Below are 15,352 nucleotides of genomic sequence, written 5' to 3'. Positions count from 1 at the left end.
AGGATTTCAGTCATGCTGTTTGCCCGCGTTTTTCTTGTTGTGCAGATTCTCGTGCTCACCGGCCTTGGCCTGGCCTACTTCCTGCGCCCGCAGGAAATGGGTGCAGTCAGCGGCATGCTGCTGATGGAGTCGGCTGCGGTGACCGACGTGCGCGCCTACTATGGCGCCCTGCAGATCGGCCTGGCGGTGTTTCTCGGCCTTGGCCTGTGGCTGCGCGAGTTGGCGCGCCCGGCGCTGATCCTGCTGCTGGTGCTCTACGCCAGCCTGGCACTGGGGCGCATCGCCGGCCTGTGGCTGGACGGCGGTGCGCAGCAGACCTTCAATCTGTGGGCCACCCTGTTCGAGGTGGTGTCAGCCGCCCTGGCGGGTTGGGCACTGCAGCGTTGGCGAGCGGTATGATGGGGTTTGCCATGAGGGTGACGAGGGCGTGATGTACAAATCCGGACAACGGGTGCTGGCGGCGTTGCGGCAGATGATCGCCTCGGGCGAGTTGGTGGCCGGTGAGCGTATTGCCGAGATCCCGACTGCCGAGCGGCTGCAGGTGTCGCGCACGCCGATTCGCATCGCCTTTCGCACCCTCGAACAGGAAGGCCTGTTGTGCAAGGCGCCGGGGCGCGGCTACACGGTTCGAGCGGTCACCGACGAGGACATCGCCGGTGCCGTGGAGGTCCGTGGTGTACTCGAAGGGCTGGCCGCACGCCAGGCCGCCGAACGCGGCCTGAGCGACGATATCCGCAATCGCCTGTACGCCTGCCTGGTGGAAGGCGATCGCCTGTTCGAGAAGGGGCATGTGGTGATGGAGGAACTGGAGATCTATCACGACCTCAACAAGCGCTTTCACCAGGCGCTCATCGAGGCCAGCGGCAACAGCGCCATCGCCGTGGCCCTGTCACGCAACGATCACCTGCCGTTCGCCTCGGTCAGCTCGCTGGCCGTGGACGGCAACGACATGCCCCGCGAATACCGGCGCTTCAGCTTTGCCCATATGCAGCATCACGCGGTTTACGACGCGCTGATCAATGGCCAGGGCGCTCGCGCCGAAGGCATCATGCGCGAGCACGCCAATGCCACCCTGCGTTATGCCAGGGTGGTGCATGGCGCTGCAGGCGGTGAGGCGGCGATGACCATCCTGCGTGATGGCTGAAGCCCGAGGCGGTTGGCCGATCCGCCAGGCCGACGAGGCGGATGCCGAGGCCATCAGCGCGGTCATCGTGCACGCCTTGCGGCTCAGCAACGCCCGGGACTATTCGGCCGAGGTGATCGAGCGGGTGGCGGCCCATTTCGATGCCGACGGCGTGCGCATGCTGATCGCCTCGCGTTAGGTGTTCGTGTTGCTCGATGGCGCGCGCATCGTCGCCACCGCGAGCCTGGCGGGTGATGTGGTGAGGTCGCTGTTCGTAGTTCCAGAGCGGCAGGGGCAAGGGCTGGGCACGGCGCTGATGGTTCATGTCGAAGGCGTCGCCCGCGCTGCCGGCGTGCAGCGATTGTGGGTGCCGGCCTCGTTGACGGCGGTGTCGTTCTACACGGGCCTTGGTTACGACGTGATCCGCGAAGTGGTCGAAGGTGACGAGCGTACTTTTGTCATGGCGCGTGAGATGTGCAGCTAAATCGATCTTGAGTGGACGCTGAGTTATGGGCGGCCGCCTCTGTGAGCGGGCCGTACCCGCGTTTTTTCATGGCGCCCTCCCACGGTATTTGCGTAAGGCGCTCGATATCTTTCACCTCCAACATGTGTAGCGAGCGGTCGCGTAGGTGAACGCCGCTTTATCCGTCCACCACTCGGTGCGTGTGAATGCTGAAAAGCGTGTGGATCAGCAAACCACCCTGAGCCCAAGAGAGCCTGTGGGCGCGGGCATGGCGCGAATCGCGCACTCCCGCAATTGCCGAGTCTGCCGAATACCTCAGATATCCAGCACCAGCCGCGCGCTTTTCGAGCGTGAGCAGCAGGGCGTGAACTGGTCGTTGGCGGCCTGTTCGTCTTCGGTGAGGAACAGATCGCGGTGATCCGGCTCGCCTTCGAGTACACGGGTCAGGCAGGTGCCGCAGATGCCCTGCTCGCAGGACACCGGGATTTCCACGCCAATGCTGCGCAACACCTCCACCACGCTGCTGCCTTCCGGTACCTGCAGCACCTCGCCGCTGCTGGCCAACTGCACTTCGAAGCCCGCCTGGGGCTGGTCGTCGGGTTCGGCGCTGAAGTATTCGCGGTGCAGGTTGTCGGTCGCCCAGCCCAGATCGCGGGCGCTGCCCAGTACGAGCTCCATGAAGCCGCCGGGGCCGCACACGTACAGGTGAGCCTGCGCCTGCGCCGGGCCGATCAGCGCGGCGATGTCCGGGCGCTTGCCCGGCTCGCCATCGTCGAAGTGCAGGTGCACGCGATCGGCGAACGGTGACTGGCGCAGGCGCTCGACGAACGCCGCCTGCTGCGCCGAGCGGGCAAAGTAGTGCAGGGTGAAATCGCCGCCGGTATGGCTCAGGCGTTCGGCCATGCACAGGATCGGGGTGATGCCGATGCCGCCGGCCATCAGCAGGTGGCGCCCGGCGTCGTGCTGCAGGGCGAACAGGTTGCGCGGCTCGCTGATGCGCAGCCTGACGCCCTGCTGCAAGCCGTGCATGGCGATGGAGCCGCCGCGCGAGTCGGCGCTGCGCAGTACGGCGATCTGGTAGCGGTGCCGTTCCTCGGGGTGGTTGCACAGCGAATACTGGCGGATCAGCCCGTCCGGCAGGTGCACGTCGATATGCGCACCGGCGCTGAAGGCCGGTAGCGGTTCTCCATTGTCGCGTGCCAGGTCGAAACTGAGAATGTCCCGGGCCTGCGACTCGATGGCGGTGACGATGACGTCGATCATGGTGGTGCTCTCGTGAAGGCACGCGCTCACCACCGGCGAGGCGCGTGGTGGGCTGCAGTCAGCCGACCTGGCGGACGTCGATTTTCTGGGCGGCGAGGGCCTGCTCTTCGGCAAGCAGCCGTTCGATGATGCGCCGCGATTGCACGCCGCCGGCATCAATATTGAGCTTGAGCAGCTGCCGTTCGGGCTGCCAGAGCAGGTTGCGCTGCTGCAGTTCGAGCATCTCCAGGTCTTCGCTGAAGATCTTGCCCTGGCCTTCGCGAATGCTGTCGGTGAGGGCCTGGTCCGCTGGCTCGAAGCTGCGCGCCATCCCCCAGAAGTACCAGATCGAGGTGTCGCTTTCCGGGGTGATGAAATCCACCACGATGCTCGCCGCCTTGACCTTTGCGGGTGCCTCGTAGCCGCCATGGCCGGCGTGGGCCACGCCGACTTCGATCATCACGTGGCTGGGCGGGTTGAAGCGGCAGATCTGCCAGCGATCAACTGGTACATCGTCGGCCAGGCCGTTGCCACGCAGGGCCATGCGCCAGAACGGCGGTGCCATGATGTTTTCCATATGCCGGCTGGTGATCACCTCGTCACCCTCGACCTTGGTCACTGGCGGGGCTTCGTCGATTTCCTTCTGGCCGATGCTCGAAGCGTGCACATACGTTTCGTGGGTCAGGTCCATCAGGTTGTCGATCATCAACCGGTAGTCGCAGTTGATGTGGAACAGCCCGCCGCCATACGCCCAGTCGGGATTCTCTGCCCATTCGAGGTGGTGGATGGTGGCGGGGTCGGCCAGGGCCTGGTCACCCGTCCACACCCAGACGAAGCCATAGCGCTCCACTGCGGCGAACGCGCGGATGCCCGGGAAGCCTCGCACGCGCTGGCCGGGCATGGCCACGGTCTTGCCTTCGCAACCCATCTCCAGGCCGTGATAGCCGCAGATCAGGTTGCCGTTCTCAACGTAGCCGAGTGACAGCGGCGCGCCACGGTGCGGGCAGAAGTCTTCGAGGGCCACTACCTGGCCTTCGGCGCCACGGTAGAAGACGATCTTTTCTCCGCAGATCTGCCGGCCCAGGGGCTTGTCGGCGATCTCGTCAGGCGTACAGGCGACATACCAGGCATTTTTCGGGTACATGGTGACCTCGTTTTATTATTGATTATTGGATCCAATGGTTGGTTTTTAATCAGGCTAATGTCAATGCCCGGCTAGGAAAATAGTTAACAACACAAACTGTCCGATCAGCGAACGCTATATTCCATCCCATGTGGCGGCGTCGGGCCGCAGATTTCGGGAGTTGCGCCCGGATGCCTGGTCGTTTCAGGAGGTGCAGCGTCATTCGCTGGATTGAATATTGGATCCACTTCTGCAAGCTTTGCCCTGGCTGTTCCCATAAAAACAATCCAGGACCTGCGCCGATGAACCATCGACCCACGCTGTCGGCTGCCGATTACGGCATGCCTTGCCCGTTCTCCATTCCTGCTGTGGGAGGTGTGCGATGAGCGACCTTCGGCAGGTTGTCGACCAGGGGCCGATGCGCGGCTTTCAATGGGTCGCCATCGGCGTGTGCATTGCCCTCAACATGATCGACGGCTTCGACGTGCTGGTGATGGCCTTCACCGCCTCCTCGGTAGCCGCGGACTGGTCGCTCAGCGGCGCGGAAATCGGCCTGCTGCTCAGCGCCGGGTTGCTCGGCATGGCGGCCGGCTCGCTGTTTATCGCGCCCTGGGCGGACCGCATCGGCCGGCGCCCGCTGATCCTGCTGTGCCTGGTGATCTCCGGCTCCGGCATGCTGCTTTCCGCGCTCAGCCAGACGCCTACCCAGCTGGCATTGTTGCGCGGCCTCACCGGGCTCGGTATCGGCGGTATCCTGGCCAGCAGCAACGTGATCGCCAGCGAATACGCCAGCACGCGCTGGCGTGGCCTGGCGGTCAGCCTGCAATCCACCGGTTACGCCCTGGGCGCCACCCTCGGCGGCCTGCTGGCGGTGTGGCTGCTGTCGCACTGGGGCTGGCGCTCGGTGTTTTTCGCCGGCGGCCTGATGACCTTCGCGGCCATCGTGCCGGTGCTGCTGTGGTTGCCCGAATCCCTGGATTTCCTGCTCTCCAGGCAGCCCGCCAAAGCCCTGGTGCGCGTCAACCGCCTGGCGGTGAAGCTGGGCCAGCCGAGCCTGGCCGCGCTGCCGTCGTTGCCGGTCGGCGGGCACGGCAGTGGCGGCTCCTTCGCGCGGCTGTTCGACCCTGAGCAGCGGCGTAGCACCTTGCTGATCTGGGTGTTGTTCTTCCTGGTGATGTTCGGCTTCTACTTCATCATGAGCTGGACCCCCAAGCTGCTTACCCAGTCTGGCCTGTCGGTGCAGCAGGGCGTCACTGGCGGTGTACTGCTGAGCGTTGGCGGCATCTTCGGCGCGGCGTTGCTGGGGTTGCTGTCAGCACGTTTTTCCCTGGCCCGGGTGCTGGCGGCGTTCATGTTGGTCACGGCGGTACTGCTGGTGGTGTTCACCGGCATCGGTTCATCGTTCGGTGCTGCGCTGGGCATGGGCTTGCTGATCGGGCTGTTTTCCAACGGCTGCATCGCCGGCCTGTATGCGTTGTCGCCGCTGATCTACGGCGCGTCGGTGCGGGCGACCGGGGTGGGCTGGGCGATCGGTATTGGCCGTGGCGGGGCGATCCTGTCGCCGACCGTGGCCGGCTTCATGCTCGACGACGGCTGGCAGCCATTGCAGCTCTATACCTGGTTCGCCCTGGTGTTCGTGGCGGCCGCGGTGCTGCTGCTGACCCTGCTGCCGGCGCAGAAGCCGCAGCAGATGACGCCGGCTCAAGCCTGAGCCGCAACGAGCGCGAGGCCGCTGCCCCGCGCCCGGGTGCTCACCAGAGCGCCAGGGTGTAGTCGATGTGCAGGCGGGTCTGGTTCTCGTCGCGAAAGGCCGCGCCGGCGGCAAAATCGTTGCGGTAGATGGAATGCCGCGCCTTCAGCCCGACGCCCTTGAAGGTGCCGCTCTGGATCACGTAGCCGATCTCCATCTGCAACTCGCGCTCGTTGAGGTCGGCACCACCCAGGGTCGGCAGTTCGATGTTGCTGCCGCGCAGGTAACGCAGGCGGCTCTTCAGGCCCGGTAAGCCGGCAGCGGCGAAGTCATAGTCGTAGATCGCCTGCCAGGTACGTTCCTTGGGGTTGACGAAGTCCGAGCTCATGGCCATTTCGCTGATCACCATCGATTCGGTTCCGGAGATGTAGGGCTTGGCGGTGTCGCCACTCTGGTGCATGTAACCGAGGGTGAAACGGTGGCCGTCGAGGGCGTAGGCGAGCTGCGCGGCGAGGTTGCGGTTGTCCACCTTGCCAGCCCGGGCGCTGCCGTCTTCGCTGCTGTCGAAGGCGCGCAGGTCGGTGCTCAGTACACCCGGGCCCACCGGCAGCTCGTGCAGCAGGCCGAGGTATTGCTGGCGGTACAGGTCGGCGACGGTGGTGTGATGAGCGCGCAACTTGAGGCTTTGGGTGAGCTGATAGTCGCCGCCGAAAAATACCGCATGGGAGCTTTCCGCCACCGGGTTGAAGCGCCGGTTCGGCGAGGCGACGGTCATCGCCTGGTAGTTGCTGGAGTCGCGACGGTTGATCCGGTCGAGGTAGCCGGCGTGCAGCGTCAGGTCATCGATGTCCATGGACTGCAGATACGCGCCGCGGAAGGACTGCGGGAGCAGCCTGGCCGGACTGGCGACGATCGAGGGCAGGAACGGCGAGACGTCGCCCATTTTCAATACGCTGTTGCCGGCGCGTACCTTGGCCGTAGGCGCCAGGCGTGAAAATTCGTCCGCTGCGCGACCCGTGCTGGCGGATACCGGAAGCAGGTCGGTACCGCTGCGATCCGGCGAGGAATCCAGCTTCACCCCCAGCAAGCCGGTCACGTCCATGCCAACGCCGATGTCGCCGGGCGTGTAACCCGATTCCATCCTGAGGATGAAGCCCTGGGCCCATTCCCGGGCCGCCGACTTGGCGCCGTCGTCCTTGTAGTCACGGTCCAGGTAGTAGTTGCGGGTGGTCAGCTTGGCGCTGCTGTCTTCGATGAACCCCTGCGCCAGGGCATTGCCGGCCAGCGCCCAGGGCGCCAGCAGGATACTCAGCAGGGAAACGGCATGGCCGCGGTGGGGCTGACAGGGCGTGGAGGTGAGGGTCACCCGATGGGTCTGCATGTCATTGTCCTTTTATTCTTGTTGTGGGCCATGTGCGCAGCCGCCGGGCGGCTGTTCATGGGCAGCGAGGCGTGGCTGCTGCGTGGCGAGAATGGAAAGGCAATGACGGGTGGTCAATCTCAACTGATCGATAATCGAACGTTAAAGTTGTTAATTATTTTCGTGTTTAACCCTGCCGCTCCGCTAACTCGCTGATTTTTGTCCGGAATCGAACGAAATGACGGGCAATAAAGATTACTTTAGTTATTCGTTATCTTTGTTAATCTTTTGAAAGGTCGTTCGGCAACTGAGCGCCCAGGGCGGTTATCGGTCGCCTGTGGGCGGATACAACAACAATAAAATCGAGGGTTACCCATGGACACGCCATCGCGTCGCTCGACGCTGACCGTCACGCTGTGTTTTATCGTCGCGCTTATCGAAGGCCTGGATCTGCAATCGGCGGGCATCGCTGCAGCGGGCATTCGCCAGGCGTTCGAGCTGGATCAGAAAATGATGGGCTGGATGTTCAGCGCCAGCATCATCGGCCTGCTGCCTGGGGCTTTCTTTGGCGGCTGGCTGGCCGACCGCATTGGCCGCAAGCGCGTACTGATCGGTGCAGTGATCCTGTTCGGCATCTTCTCGCTCTGGACGGCTTTTGTCGCCAGCGTCAACGGCCTGCTGCTGGCGCGCTTCATGACCGGCCTGGGCCTTGGGGCGGCGTTGCCCAACCTGATCGCCCTGTGCGCCGAGGCGGTTGACGAGCGACGCCGCGCGACGGCCATCAGCATCATGTACTGCGGTGTGCCGCTCGGTGGCGCCATCGCCGCCGTGGTCGGCATGCTCGGTGGTGAAAGCTGGCAAACGGTGTTCATCGTCGGCGGCGTGGCGCCCTTGCTGGTCGCACCGCTGCTGATGGTGCTGCTGCCCGAGTCCCGGGATTTTCGCGAGCAGCGCCAGCGGCCCGCTACCGCGCGCGAATCCACGGTGCACGCGCTGTTTGGCGAGAACCGCGCGGGCGCGACGCTGGCCCTGTGGGTCAGCTACTTCTTCACCCTCACGGTGATGTACATGCTGCTCAACTGGCTGCCCTCGCTGCTGCTCGAACAGGGCTTCAGCAAGGCCCAGGCCGGCACCATTCAGATGCTTTTCAACATTGGTGGCGCGATTGGCTCGCTGCTGGGCGGGGTGTTGCTCGATCGCCGCGGGCGCACTGCCGTGGTCCTGTTCGTTTACAGCGGAGTGCTGGCTTCCCTGGCCGGGCTGGGGCTGGCCACGGGTATGCTGGCCATGGCCAGCGCGGGGTTCGCTGCGGGGTTGTTCGTGATTGCCGCGCAACTGGTGCTCTACGCGTTGGCGCCGCCAACCTATCCCACCTCGGTACGCGCGACCGGAGTAGGGGCTGCGGTCGCCGTGGGGCGCCTGGGTTCGGTGTCCGGCCCACTGGTTGCCGGGCAGATTCTCGCCGCCGGCGCCGGCGCCACGGGCGTGTTGCTGGCAGCGTCACCAGGGCTGGTGATCGCGGCGCTGGTGGTGATCGGCATGAGCCGGCGGCGGGCGGCAGAAGCATCGCCGACGTCGACCACCTCCCGCTAGCGGCGCTGCGCTGAAGAGCCGATGCGCAGGCTGACGCGCCTGACCGCCTTGCGTGGCAAGCCGCAGGGCGTCGTGTCAGCCTGCAGGGACTGTGGTGGAGGCTGAAGTGAACCCGTGGCACGGCGGCCTGGTGCGGGGCACTTTTGCACAGGCAATAAAAAACCCGCCGAAGCGGGTTTTTACTGACCAATGCCAACATCCTGTCGGCTGCCATCCTGGCTTTGGTCACGTCATCCATGACCCTGAGCACGTCCTGTGCTGCAGGTATGGGGTTAGATTACGGTCCCACCGCAATCGCCGCCAGAGCGAACCGGCGCGCCGTCGTGTAAGCCTTTCGCTATAGCGAGGCGGTGCGACCATTATCGATAGCGCCAAGCCCTCGGATTACGGCCCTGGCAGAGCGTTGTCCGAATTTGGCAAAGGTGGTGATTTTTATTAATAGTTAATTGACATAACTAATTTGCAGGGTTAGCGTCTGTCCATCGACAACCCACAACAAGAGCGCACCCCATGAGCAAGTACGAAGGCCGCTGGCAAACCGTCAAGGTCGATGTCGAGGAAGGCATCGCCTGGGTCACCCTCAACCGTCCGGAAAAGCGCAACGCCATGAGCCCGACCCTCAACCGCGAGATGGTCGAGATTCTCGAAGTGCTGGAGCAGGATGCCGAGGCCCGGGTGCTGGTGCTGACCGGCGCTGGCGAGTCATGGACCGCGGGCATGGACCTCAAGGAATACTTTCGCGAGGTGGACGCCGGCCCGGAAATTCTTCAGGAAAAGATCCGCCGCGAGGCGTCTCAGTGGCAATGGCGGCTGCTGCGCTTTTACGCCAAGCCGACCATCGCCATGGTCAATGGCTGGTGCTTCGGCGGTGGTTTCAGCCCGCTGGTGGCCTGCGACCTGGCGATCTGCGCGGACGAAGCCACCTTCGGCCTGTCGGAAATCAACTGGGGCATCCCGCCAGGCAACCTGGTGAGCAAGGCGATGGCCGACACCGTCGGGCATCGGCAGTCGCTTTACTACATCATGACCGGCAAGACCTTCGGTGGTCAGAAAGCCGCGGAAATGGGGCTGGTCAACGAGAGCGTACCCCTGGCGCAATTGCGTGAAACCACCCTGGAGCTGGCGCGTAATCTGCTGGAGAAGAACCCCGTGGTGCTGCGTGCAGCCAAGCATGGCTTCAAGCGCTGTCGGGAGCTGACCTGGGAGCAGAACGAAGATTACCTCTACGCCAAGCTCGACCAGTCGCGGCTGCTCGACGAAGAGGGTGGTCGCGAGCAGGGCATGAAGCAGTTCCTCGACGACAAGAGCATCAAGCCCGGCCTGCAGGCCTATAAACGCTGATCGCTGTGCCCGGTGCCAGGCAGGCACCATTGCATCCCTGACAATGACAACAAGAGGACGCATCATGCTGGACGTGCCCCTGCTGATCGGCGGTCAATCGCGCCCCGCCGGTGATGGACGAACCTTCGAACGCTGCAACCCGGTGACCGGCGAGGTGGTGTCGCGCGTCGCCGCCGCCACCCTGGAGGATGCCGATGCGGCGGTTGCCGCGGCTCAGGCCGCGTTTCCCGCCTGGGCCGCGCTGGCGCCCAACGAGCGGCGCACGCGCCTGCTCAAGGCGGCTGAGCAGATGCAGGCACGCGCTGGCGAGTTCATCGCCGCTGCCGGAGAAACCGGGGCGATGGCCAACTGGTACGGCTTCAACGTGCACCTGGCTTCCAGCATGCTGCGCGAGGCGGCGTCGCTGACCACGCAGATCAATGGCGAGGTGATTCCTTCCGATGTGCCCGGCAGTTTCGCCATGGCGCTGCGCCAACCTTGTGGCGTGGTGCTCGGCATCGCGCCGTGGAACGCGCCGGTGATTCTCGCCACTCGCGCCCTCGCCATGCCGCTGGCCTGCGGCAATACCGTGGTGCTCAAGGCCTCCGAGCTGAGCCCGGCGGTGCACCGGCTGATCGGCCAGGTGCTGCAGGATGCCGGGCTTGGCGATGGCGTGGTCAACGTGATCAGTAACGCGCCGGCCGATGCCGCGGCGATCGTCGAGCGGCTGATCGCCAATCCGGCGGTGCGGCGGGTCAACTTCACCGGCTCGACCAAGGTCGGGCGCATCGTCGGCGAGCTGTCGGCGCGCCATCTCAAGCCAGCGTTGCTGGAGTTGGGCGGCAAGGCGCCGCTGCTGGTACTCGACGACGCCGACCTGGATGCGGCCGTCGAAGCCGCTGCGTTCGGCGCCTACTTCAACCAGGGGCAGATCTGCATGTCTACCGAGCGGCTGGTGGTCGACGGCAAAGTAGCCGATGCCTTCGTCGCCAGGCTGGCCGAGAAGATCGCCAGCCTGCGTGCCGGTGACCCTGCCGACAGCGCCTCGGTGCTCGGCTCGCTGGTCGACGCCTCGGCGGGTGAGCGTATCGAGGCGCTGGTCGAGGATGCCGTCAGCAAGGGCGCGCGGCTGGTCGCCGGTGGCCAGGTCGAGGGCAGCATCATGCAGGCCACGCTGCTTGATCGGGTGACACCGGCGATGCGCCTGTACGCCGAGGAGTCCTTCGGGCCGGTGGCCGTGGTGCTGCGCGGTGACGGAGACGAGGAACTGCTGCGCCTGGCCAATGATTCCGAGTTCGGCCTGTCGGCGGCAATTTTCAGCCGCGATACCAGCCGCGCGCTGGCCCTGGCGCAGCGGGTCGAGTCGGGCATCTGCCACATCAACGGGCCGACCGTGCACGACGAGGCGCAGATGCCGTTCGGCGGCGTCAAGGCCAGCGGTTATGGCAGTTTCGGTGGCCGATCGGCGATCGAGCAGTTCACCCAGCTGCGCTGGGTCACCCTGCAGAATGGCCCACGGCACTACCCGATCTAGCCGAGCGGTTGCGGTATTCCTGCGTGTGTCGGCCGCCTCGTTCGAGGGGTGGTGCGGCGCTGCGTGACAACAAGAACAACAGGGACGAGCAGACTCGCCCGCGTGGAGAAGCAAAGTGAACTCCGATACCGGACCGCGTTATCGCCAGGTGTCCATCGGCCACCCGGCCGTTGAGGTCAGCGAACGTCAGGGTGTGTTGCACATGCGCTCGCTGGAACCCCTGGCGCCATTACCCGAACGCCTGCTCGACCGCCTGGTGCACTGGGCCGGCGTGCGGCCGCAGCAGGCCTTCTTCGCCGCCCGCGACAGCCACGGTGCCTGGCAGTACACCACCTATGCGCAGATGCTTGCCCAGGTTCGCGCCATTGCCCAGGGCCTGCTGAGCTTTGGCCTGAGCGCCGAGCGGCCGCTGGTGATCCTGTCCGGCAACGGCCTGGAGCACCTGCAGATCGCCCTTGGCGCCCTGTATGCGGGCATCCCTTATTGCCCGGTATCGCCGGCCTATTCGCTGCTCTCCCAGGACTACGCCAAGCTGCGCCATGTCTGCGATCTGCTGCGTCCCGGGCTGGTTTTCGTCGCCGATTGCCAGCCGTTCCAGCGCGCCATCGAAACGGTGATCGCGGCCGAGGTGCCAGTGATTTGCGTACGCGGTGAGATCGAGGGCCGCCACTGCATCAGCTTCACCAGTCTGCTACAGGAGCCAGGTGGCGCCGAAGCCGAAGAAGCCTTCGCAGCCACTGGGCCGGACAGCATCGCCAAGTTCCTGTTCACCTCCGGTTCGACCAAGCTGCCCAAGGCGGTGGTCACCACGCAGCGCATGCTCTGCGCCAATCAGCAGATGCTCTTGCAGACCTTTCCGGTATTCGGCGAAGAGCCGCCGATCCTGGTCGACTGGCTGCCCTGGAACCACACCTTCGGCGGCAGCCACAACCTGGGCATCGTTCTGTACAACGGCGGCACCTTCTACCTCGACGACGGTAAGCCGACGCCCCAGGGCATGGCGGAAACCTTGCGCAACCTGCGCGAGATCTCGCCCACCGCCTACCTGACGGTGCCCAAGGGCTGGGAGGAACTGGTCACTGCGCTGGAGCAGGACGCAGCGCTGCGCGAGACATTCTTCGCCCGCATCACGCTGTTCTTCTTCGCCGCTGCCGGGCTGTCGCAGAGCGTCTGGGATCGCCTTGATCGGGTCGCCGAACAGCACTGCGGCGAGCGTATCCGCATGATGGCCGGTCTCGGGATGACCGAAGCCGCACCGTCTTGCACCTTCACCACCGGGCCGCTGTCCATGGCCGGCTACATCGGTTTGCCGGCGCCGGGCTGTGAGGTGCGCCTGGTGCCGGTGGACGGCAAGCTGGAAGGGCGGTTTCGCGGGCCGCACATCATGCCCGGCTACTGGCGCGCGCCGCAGCAGAGTGAGGAGGCCTTCGATGAGGAGGGTTTCTACTGCTCGGGCGATGCGCTCAAGTTGGCGGATCCGGCTGAGCCGCAGCTCGGCCTGATGTTCGACGGGCGCATCGCGGAGGATTTCAAGTTGTCGTCCGGGGTGTTCGTCAGTGTCGGCCCTTTGCGCAACCGCGCCGTGCTCGAAGGCTCGCCCTACGTGCAGGACGTGGTGGTCGCCGCACCGGATCGCGAGTGCTTGGGATTGCTCGTGTTCCCACGCCTGCACGAGTGCAGACAACTGGCTGGACTCGATGCCAAGGCCAGCGATGCCGAAGTGTTGGCCAGTGCGGCGGTGCGCGCCTGGTTCGCCGACTGGCTGCAGCGCCTCAACCGCGAGGCAACGGGCAACGCCACGCGCCTGGAGTGGATTGCGCTGATGGACCAGGCGGCCTCGATAGATCGCGGCGAGATCACCGACAAGGGCTCGTTCAACCAGCGCGCCGTGTTGCAATGGCGGGCGGACAAGGTAGAGGCACTCTACCGCGGGCGCGATGAGACGATTCTGCGGGCCGAGCCGCGCCCGTGAGCGGCGGGCAGTTCACGTGCTTCGATGATGTGGCGGTCATCGAGGCGGTGCGCACGCCCTGGGTCGATCTCAATGGCGCGCTGGCCCAGGTTTCGCCCATCGACCTGGGCATCAAGGTCGCACGCGCCGTGCTGGCGCGCGCCGGCCTCGAACCGGGCAGCGTGGACAGCGTGCTGGCGGGCTCCATGGCCCAGGCCAGTTTCGATGCCTACCTGTTGCCGCGGCATATCGGCCTCTACAGTGGCGTGCCGCAGCACGTGCCGGCGTTGGCTGTGCAGCGGATTTGCGGCACCGGCCTGGAGCTGTTGCGCCAGGCCGGTATGCAGTTGCGTGATGGCGTGCAGCTGGCGCTGTGCGTGGGCACCGAGTCCATGTCGCGCAACCCCATCGCCGCCTACGGGCATCGTGGTGGCTTCAGGCTTGGCGCCGCTGTGGAATTCAAGGACTTCCTCTGGGAAGCCCTGCACGATCCGGCACCGGGCGTGGACATGATCGCCACTGCCGAGCGCCTGGCCCATGACCATGGCATCAGTCGTGAGCAGGTCGATGCCTACGCCCTGGGTAGCCACCGGCGTGCCCTGCAGGCTCGTGACACGGGTTGGCTAGCAGGGGAGATCGTCGCCGTGGGTAATGAGCGGTTCGCGCTGGAGGGCTACCAGGCCCGCGGCATCCAGCTGCCCAGGCGAGTCAGCGAGGTGGTCCACGACAGCCACCCAAGGCCCACCGATGCCGAGGCGCTGGCGCAATTGGCGGCCATTCACCCTGGCGGTGTGCAGACCGCCGGCAACAGTTGCGCGGTGGTCGACGGTGCTGCCGCGGCGCTGGTCGGCCGGGCGTCCGACTGCAGGCGGCCGCCCTCGGCGCTGCTGCGTGCCGCCAGTGTGGTCGGCGTGGCACCGGAGGTCATGGGCATCGGCGCGGCGCCGGCCATCCAGTTGCTGCTGCAGCGCAGCGGCCTGCAGCCTGACGAGATCGGCCGGCTGGAGATCAACGAAGCGCAGGGCGCCCAGGTGCTGGCTGTCGGTCGGGTTCTGCAACTGGATCCGGCGCGCCTTAACACCCGGGGTGGGGCCATCGCCCTGGGGCACCCACTGGCGGCCACCGGCCTGCGCCTGGTCATGAGCCTGGCGCGGCAGTTGCGTGACGACAACCTGCGCTACGGCATCGCTGCCGCCTGCATCGGCGGTGGTCAGGGCATGGCGTTGCTGATCGAGAACCCTGCGTACCTCCACTGAGGATGGCCGAGCAGCACGGCAACGGGAAGGCGCCTGCCGCCTGGCAGGCTAGCCGTTGACCTTTTGCAGCAGGCGCAGCAGTTGCTCGCGTTCGTCGTCGTCGAGCGCGTCGGTGGCGGCGTTGTCGCTGGCTACTGCAACCGCCTTGAGCTGCTCGAGCAGCAGCATGCCGGCCTTGGTCAGAAACACCCCGTAGGCGCGTTTGTCCTGCACGCCGCGCACCCGCTGCGCCAGGCCGCGGGTTTCCAGCTTGTTGAGCAGCGGGACCAGTTGCGGCGGCTCGATCGCCAATTGCCGCGCCAGGTCCGCCTGCATCAGGCCCGGCTCGCGTTCGATGATCACCATGGCGGTGAACTGGGCCGGGCGCAGGTCGTGCTCGGCGAGGTTGCCAACCAGGTGCTGGAACACTTTCAGTTGAGCACGGCGTAGCGCATAGCCGACCAGCGTATCCAGCCAGGAACCGTTGGGGGAAACCTCGGTGGGGGCAACCTGGCCAGGCGCGTCGATCTCGCTGGGACTGTTGTTCATCAGGCGGGGCTCTATTCACTTAAGCAAGTTAAGTAGTTTGCCTGAGTTGTGACACACAGGCCAGGTAGCCAGGCTGGTCGGCCGCACCGCCGCCTGGCGATTCGGGCCCGGGGAGCGGGCGTGGGTCGGTCAGCCCTGCCAGCCTGTGCGCTGGCCTGGCAGGGCGGCG

15 protein-coding genes are annotated in these 15,352 nt (G+C 65.5%); 11 read left to right on the top strand and 4 right to left on the bottom strand.

Going from position 1 to position 15,352, the window contains the following annotated elements; translation table 11 throughout:
- Nucleotides 1–12 precede the first annotated feature (12 nt).
- The 4 genes from ACZ0AV_RS09825 to ACZ0AV_RS09810 are packed head-to-tail and all read left to right on the top strand — an operon-like array spanning nt 13 to nt 1,607.
- Nucleotides 13–399, top strand: a complete 387-nt coding sequence (locus tag ACZ0AV_RS09825) for a DUF4345 domain-containing protein (RefSeq protein WP_499150871.1) — start codon at nt 13–15, stop codon at nt 397–399.
- 31 nt (nt 400–430) lie between these two features.
- The gene (locus ACZ0AV_RS09820) at nt 431–1,144 is read left to right on the top strand and encodes a GntR family transcriptional regulator (RefSeq protein ID WP_499150870.1); all 714 of its coding nucleotides are present in this window, start codon (nt 431–433) and stop codon (nt 1,142–1,144) included.
- Complete coding sequence (locus ACZ0AV_RS09815; protein ID WP_499150869.1) at nt 1,137–1,322, top strand: hypothetical protein; 186 nt, start codon at nt 1,137–1,139, stop codon at nt 1,320–1,322. The genes ACZ0AV_RS09820 and ACZ0AV_RS09815 overlap by 8 nt, the downstream gene beginning before the upstream one ends.
- Before the next feature lie 9 nt (nt 1,323–1,331).
- Entirely contained in the window at nt 1,332–1,607 is a 276-nt protein-coding gene (locus ACZ0AV_RS09810; protein ID WP_499150868.1) for a GNAT family N-acetyltransferase, read from the top strand.
- Nucleotides 1,608–1,901: 294 nt separating this feature from the next.
- Here the strand turns inward: ACZ0AV_RS09810 and ACZ0AV_RS09805 are convergent, their stop codons facing one another.
- Both ACZ0AV_RS09805 and ACZ0AV_RS09800 read right to left on the bottom strand, forming a co-directional pair.
- Complete coding sequence (locus ACZ0AV_RS09805; RefSeq protein WP_499150867.1) at nt 1,902–2,849, bottom strand: PDR/VanB family oxidoreductase; 948 nt, start codon at nt 2,847–2,849, stop codon at nt 1,902–1,904.
- A gap of 58 nt (nt 2,850–2,907) precedes the next feature.
- Nucleotides 2,908–3,972, bottom strand: coding sequence for an aromatic ring-hydroxylating dioxygenase subunit alpha (locus ACZ0AV_RS09800; protein WP_499150866.1), 1,065 nt, complete (start codon nt 3,970–3,972; stop codon nt 2,908–2,910).
- Nucleotides 3,973–4,333: 361 nt separating this feature from the next.
- On the opposite strand from ACZ0AV_RS09800, the gene ACZ0AV_RS09795 reads away from it, so the two are divergent.
- The gene (locus tag ACZ0AV_RS09795; RefSeq protein WP_499150865.1) at nt 4,334–5,662 is read left to right on the top strand and encodes an MFS transporter; all 1,329 of its coding nucleotides are present in this window, start codon (nt 4,334–4,336) and stop codon (nt 5,660–5,662) included.
- Between the two features lie 40 nt (nt 5,663–5,702).
- On the opposite strand, the gene ACZ0AV_RS09790 is transcribed toward ACZ0AV_RS09795, so the two are convergent.
- Nucleotides 5,703–7,022, bottom strand: a complete 1,320-nt coding sequence (locus tag ACZ0AV_RS09790; protein ID WP_499150864.1) for an OprD family porin — start codon at nt 7,020–7,022, stop codon at nt 5,703–5,705.
- On the opposite strand from ACZ0AV_RS09790, the gene ACZ0AV_RS09785 reads away from it, so the two are divergent.
- From ACZ0AV_RS09785 to ACZ0AV_RS09760, 6 genes are all read left to right on the top strand, one after another.
- Nucleotides 7,011–7,217, top strand: coding sequence for a hypothetical protein (locus ACZ0AV_RS09785; RefSeq protein WP_499150863.1), 207 nt, complete (start codon nt 7,011–7,013; stop codon nt 7,215–7,217). The genes ACZ0AV_RS09790 and ACZ0AV_RS09785 overlap by 12 nt on opposite strands.
- Before the next feature lie 159 nt (nt 7,218–7,376).
- Nucleotides 7,377–8,594 (top strand): 3-(3-hydroxy-phenyl)propionate transporter MhpT, encoded by a 1,218-nt coding sequence (gene mhpT, locus ACZ0AV_RS09780; RefSeq protein ID WP_499150862.1) that lies wholly within the window; start codon nt 7,377–7,379, stop codon nt 8,592–8,594.
- Nucleotides 8,595–9,104: 510 nt separating this feature from the next.
- Nucleotides 9,105–9,935, top strand: coding sequence for a p-hydroxycinnamoyl CoA hydratase/lyase (locus ACZ0AV_RS09775; RefSeq protein WP_042556760.1), 831 nt, complete (start codon nt 9,105–9,107; stop codon nt 9,933–9,935).
- A gap of 64 nt (nt 9,936–9,999) precedes the next feature.
- A complete protein-coding gene (locus tag ACZ0AV_RS09770) occupies nt 10,000–11,448 on the top strand; it encodes an aldehyde dehydrogenase (RefSeq protein ID WP_499150861.1) in 1,449 nt (482 codons plus the stop codon).
- A 115-nt stretch (nt 11,449–11,563) separates the two neighbouring features.
- Nucleotides 11,564–13,420 (top strand): feruloyl-CoA synthase, encoded by a 1,857-nt coding sequence (locus tag ACZ0AV_RS09765; protein WP_499150860.1) that lies wholly within the window; start codon nt 11,564–11,566, stop codon nt 13,418–13,420.
- Nucleotides 13,417–14,655 carry a thiolase family protein gene (locus tag ACZ0AV_RS09760; protein ID WP_499150859.1) on the top strand — a complete coding sequence of 413 codons (1,239 nt, stop codon included), beginning with the start codon at nt 13,417–13,419 and terminating at the stop codon, nt 14,653–14,655. Before ACZ0AV_RS09765 ends, ACZ0AV_RS09760 begins: the two co-directional genes overlap by 4 nt.
- Before the next feature lie 48 nt (nt 14,656–14,703).
- On the opposite strand, the gene ACZ0AV_RS09755 is transcribed toward ACZ0AV_RS09760, so the two are convergent.
- Entirely contained in the window at nt 14,704–15,183 is a 480-nt protein-coding gene (locus ACZ0AV_RS09755) for a MarR family winged helix-turn-helix transcriptional regulator (protein WP_499150858.1), read from the bottom strand.
- Between the last annotated feature and the right edge of the window lie 169 nt (nt 15,184–15,352).

This window comes from Pseudomonas sp. AC532, assembly GCF_979258965.1.
This window is presented reverse-complemented; position numbering and strand designations above follow the sequence as displayed.